This window comes from Chryseobacterium sp. RR2-3-20, from assembly GCF_017808115.1.
Taxonomy (GTDB): Bacteria; Bacteroidota; Bacteroidia; order Flavobacteriales; family Weeksellaceae; genus Chryseobacterium; species Chryseobacterium oryzae.
This window is the reverse complement of the sequence record NZ_JADQBD010000124.1, coordinates 1-3,480: the sequence shown is the minus strand read 5'-3', so window position 1 is coordinate 3,480 and position 3,480 is coordinate 1. Positions and strand designations below refer to the sequence as shown.

Sequence of the window (3,480 nt, the reverse complement as noted above, 5' to 3'; positions counted from 1 at the left end):
AATAACTTCTTTTACCATGATTCAATATCTCAATTTTTTCGTCTTCAAGAGAAGTTTGAATAAGTTAAAAATTAATTTGTGCTAAATGCACAACAGGTTGAAATCATTTTATATATTTAAAATTTATACCCAACATCCACCAGAAAAAGTCCGTGAGCAGGAGCCGAAGTTCCTGCGGAATTACGGTTTTTATTTTCTATTACTTTTCTTAGATCTTCAGGCTTTATTTTTCCTGATCCCACTTCTACCATAGTTCCTACAATGGCACGCACCATATTTCTCAAAAATCGGTTGGCAGAAATGGTGAATTTCAGCTCTGTGCCGTTCTGTTCCCATTTTGCGATGTAAATTTCACATAAATTGGTCTTGTTATCGGTATGAAGCTTGGCAAAACTTGTAAAATCTTCATATTCAAATAAAATGCTGCAGGCTTCATTCATTTTGTTAATATCTAAATCTCTTCTCCAATGTTGCCATGCAGAATCTGTGGTGAAAGGATTTTTATCTAAAGAAATATAATATTCATAGGTTCTGAAGGTGGCATCAAAACGGGCATGAAAATCATTTCTTACTTCGAATATCCTTTTTACAGAAATATCATTAGGTAAAAAACTGTTGAGTTGATGTGTAAGTTTTTCAGGTAAAACCAAATGGGTATCGAAATGGGCAAACATTTTCTTTGCATGAACTCCAGTGTCGGTTCGGCCTGCTCCTGTGGTTTTAATTTCTTCTCTTAAAATGGTAGAAAGTGCCCTTTCTAATTCTTCCTGAACCGAAATGTCTTTTGGCTGAATCTGATAACCAAAATAATTTTTGCCATTGTAAGAAAATTCTATGAAATATCTCAAAGCTGATTTTTATTAAATTGAATATGTTTTTTCGTAAAAAAATAAAATAATTTCTGTTGAAGGAAATCTTTTCTGCAAAAATACTTTAATTAATACTATTTATTATTATAATTAATTTCTAAAAAACCGGCTTAAAATTTCGTAAGATAGTTTTTAAAATTCTTATTTTTGCCAAAGTATGAAAAGATGGTATCTCTATCCTTTTTCTTTAGGTTTTCAAATGGTTACGGGCTTTCGTAACACAATGTATGATCTTGGAATTTTTAAATCTACAAAGTTTAAAACCCCAATAATTAATGTGGGGAATCTTTCTGTGGGCGGAAGCGGAAAATCTCCGATGGTAATGTATTTGGCAAAATTTCTGTCTAAAAATTATAGAACAGGTGTGCTTTCTCGCGGATACGGGAGGTTAACCAAAGGGTATGATGTAACCAACTACGACAGCAATTATAAAACTGTTGGTGATGAAGCTATGCAGCTTTTTGAGCGTTTTAAAAACAGATTTGTAATTGCCGTTTCGGAGCAGCGTGTTCCGGGAGCTAAAAAGGTGATTAGTGATATGGATCTGGATGTGCTTATTCTGGATGATGCAATGCAGCACAGAGCCATAAAACCGGGTTTCAATATTTTGATGACCGATTTTAATGATCCTTATTTTAAAGATTTTATTCTTCCTGCAGGAGATTTGCGGGAATCCAGATCTGGAGCCAGAAGAGCAGATGTTATCATGGTAAGTAAATGCCCGGATGAACTTACAGAAGAGAAAAAGCAGTATTATATTTCCAGAATAAAACCTGCAAGTCATCAGAAAGTTTTTTTCTCATCCATAGGCTACGACGAAAACGTATATTCTAAAGATAAAATGTTGCCGGATAATAATCTGAATTATTACGACATTCTTCTTATTACGGGAATTGCCAATCCGAAACCTCTTCTGAATCATCTTTCTAAATTTTCGCAACGTGTAAAGCATTTGAAATTCAGAGATCATCATAATTTTTCGGAAGCTGATATTAAAAATATCATTACAGAATATAAGAAACTCGGAGAATACAAACTTATTCTCACCACAGAAAAAGATTATGTGCGGCTTAAAACATTCGATTATCTAAGAGATTTGGTGTATTACTGGCCTATTAATGTGATTATTGATAAAAAAGAGGAGTTCAATCAGTTGATTATCAATTATGTAAATAAAAAATAAAAAAATCTGCAATCTCTTTGCAGATTTTTTTTGAATATTTCTTATCAGAGATATTTATAAAATAGATTTCAATCATTTTTTTCTGAAAATTAAAACAACATCATTAGATTTGTATAAAAATGAGATAGAGATGAAGAAGATCATGATTTTTGCATGGTTAAGTATATGTACTTTAAACTTTGCACAGGATATTCCTAAACAAAATAAGACTCAGTTTTCTAATGAAGCTTTAACACAGAAACTGGAAGATGAAAACGGAAATAAAATAAGCGTACAGCAGATTTTGGATCAGCATAAAGGAAAAATTCTGGTTATCGACTTTTGGGCAGGATGGTGTAGAGACTGTCTTCAGGCTTTACCGAAAGCAGAGGAGCTCGAAAGAAATAATCCTACTATAGATTTTGTCTTTTTTTCATTAGAAAGATCTAAAGAGAAATTCGACAGCAGTCTTGAGAGATTCAATATGAAAGAAAAAGAAAATTATTGGTTTTCTGAAGGCTGGAAAAATAATTTCAATAATTATATTGATTTGAACTGGATTCCACGCTATATGGTAATAGACCAACAGTCTAAAATAGCCAAATACTATGCGATAAATCCTCAGGATCCGGAAATTCAAAAAACTATAGACAGACTTTTAAAATAAATTAGCAAAGTATTTTAGGTTAAACTAAAACTTTAGATTTCGATGAAATATTAGAATCCATATCTTTGTGATATGGATTCTTCTTTTCCCAATCGTAAAATAATTCATGTTGATATGGATGCATTTTATGCTTCTGTGGAACAATATGATAATCCTGCACTTCGGGGAAAAGCAATTGCTGTGGGAGGCGGTCATCGCGGAGTTGTTTCTGCGGCAAGTTATGAAGCCAGAAAATATGGAGTTCGTTCTGCAATGCCAAGTAAAACCGCCAAAGAGAAATGTCCGCATCTTATTTTTGTTCCGCCAAGATTTGCTAGGTATAAAGAAATTTCTAAGAAAATACGTGAGATTTTCTACGAATATACAGATCTTGTAGAACCACTTTCTTTAGATGAAGCCTATTTGGATGTTACGGAAAATAAAATGGGAATGGTTTCGGCAAATCAGATAGCTAAAGAAATTCGGCAGAAAATATTTGAGCAAACGGGATTAACCGCTTCTGCAGGAATTTCTATTAATAAATTCTTAGCAAAAGTTGCTTCGGATATTAATAAGCCCAACGGACAAAAAACCATTCATCCAGATAAAATAGAAGCGTTTTTGGAAGAGTTACCTGTAGAAAAATTTTATGGTGTAGGAAAGGTTACTGCCAATAAAATGTTCAGCTTATCTATTTTCAAAGGAAAAGATTTAAAAAAGAAATCTCTGGAAGATCTAACCAGACTTTTTGGAAAATCGGGTGCATATTATTATAATGTGGTGCGGGGAATTCATTTGTCTGA

Annotated in this window: 4 protein-coding genes; 3 read left to right on the top strand and 1 reads right to left on the bottom strand. The window is 32.9% G+C overall.

Annotated features, from left to right (window positions below; translation table 11 throughout):
• Positions 1-116 precede the first annotated feature (116 nt).
• Positions 117-848 (bottom strand): tRNA pseudouridine(38-40) synthase TruA, encoded by a 732-nt coding sequence (gene truA / locus IV513_RS15105; protein WP_209391387.1) that lies wholly within the window; start codon positions 846-848, stop codon positions 117-119.
• A gap of 178 nt (positions 849-1,026) precedes the next feature.
• Here truA and lpxK point away from each other — a divergent pair, with 178 nt between their 5' ends.
• From lpxK to dinB, 3 genes are all read left to right on the top strand, one after another.
• Positions 1,027-2,052, top strand: a complete 1,026-nt coding sequence (gene lpxK, locus IV513_RS15100) for a tetraacyldisaccharide 4'-kinase (RefSeq protein ID WP_209391386.1) — start codon at positions 1,027-1,029, stop codon at positions 2,050-2,052.
• A gap of 130 nt (positions 2,053-2,182) precedes the next feature.
• A complete protein-coding gene (locus tag IV513_RS15095) occupies positions 2,183-2,698 on the top strand; it encodes a thioredoxin-like domain-containing protein (protein ID WP_209391385.1) in 516 nt (171 codons plus the stop codon).
• Between the two features lie 72 nt (positions 2,699-2,770).
• Positions 2,771-3,480: DNA polymerase IV (gene dinB, locus IV513_RS15090; RefSeq protein WP_209391384.1), on the top strand; the 710-nt coding region annotated here is incomplete at its 3' end.

What these genes read in the sequence shown, in the direction of transcription:
- lpxK (WP_209391386.1), top strand. Translation starts at nt 1,027, where the DNA reads ATGAAAAGATGGTATCTCTATCCTTTTTCTTTAGGTTTTCAAATGGTT.
- IV513_RS15095 (WP_209391385.1), top strand. Translation starts at nt 2,183, where the DNA reads ATGAAGAAGATCATGATTTTTGCATGGTTAAGTATATGTACTTTAAAC.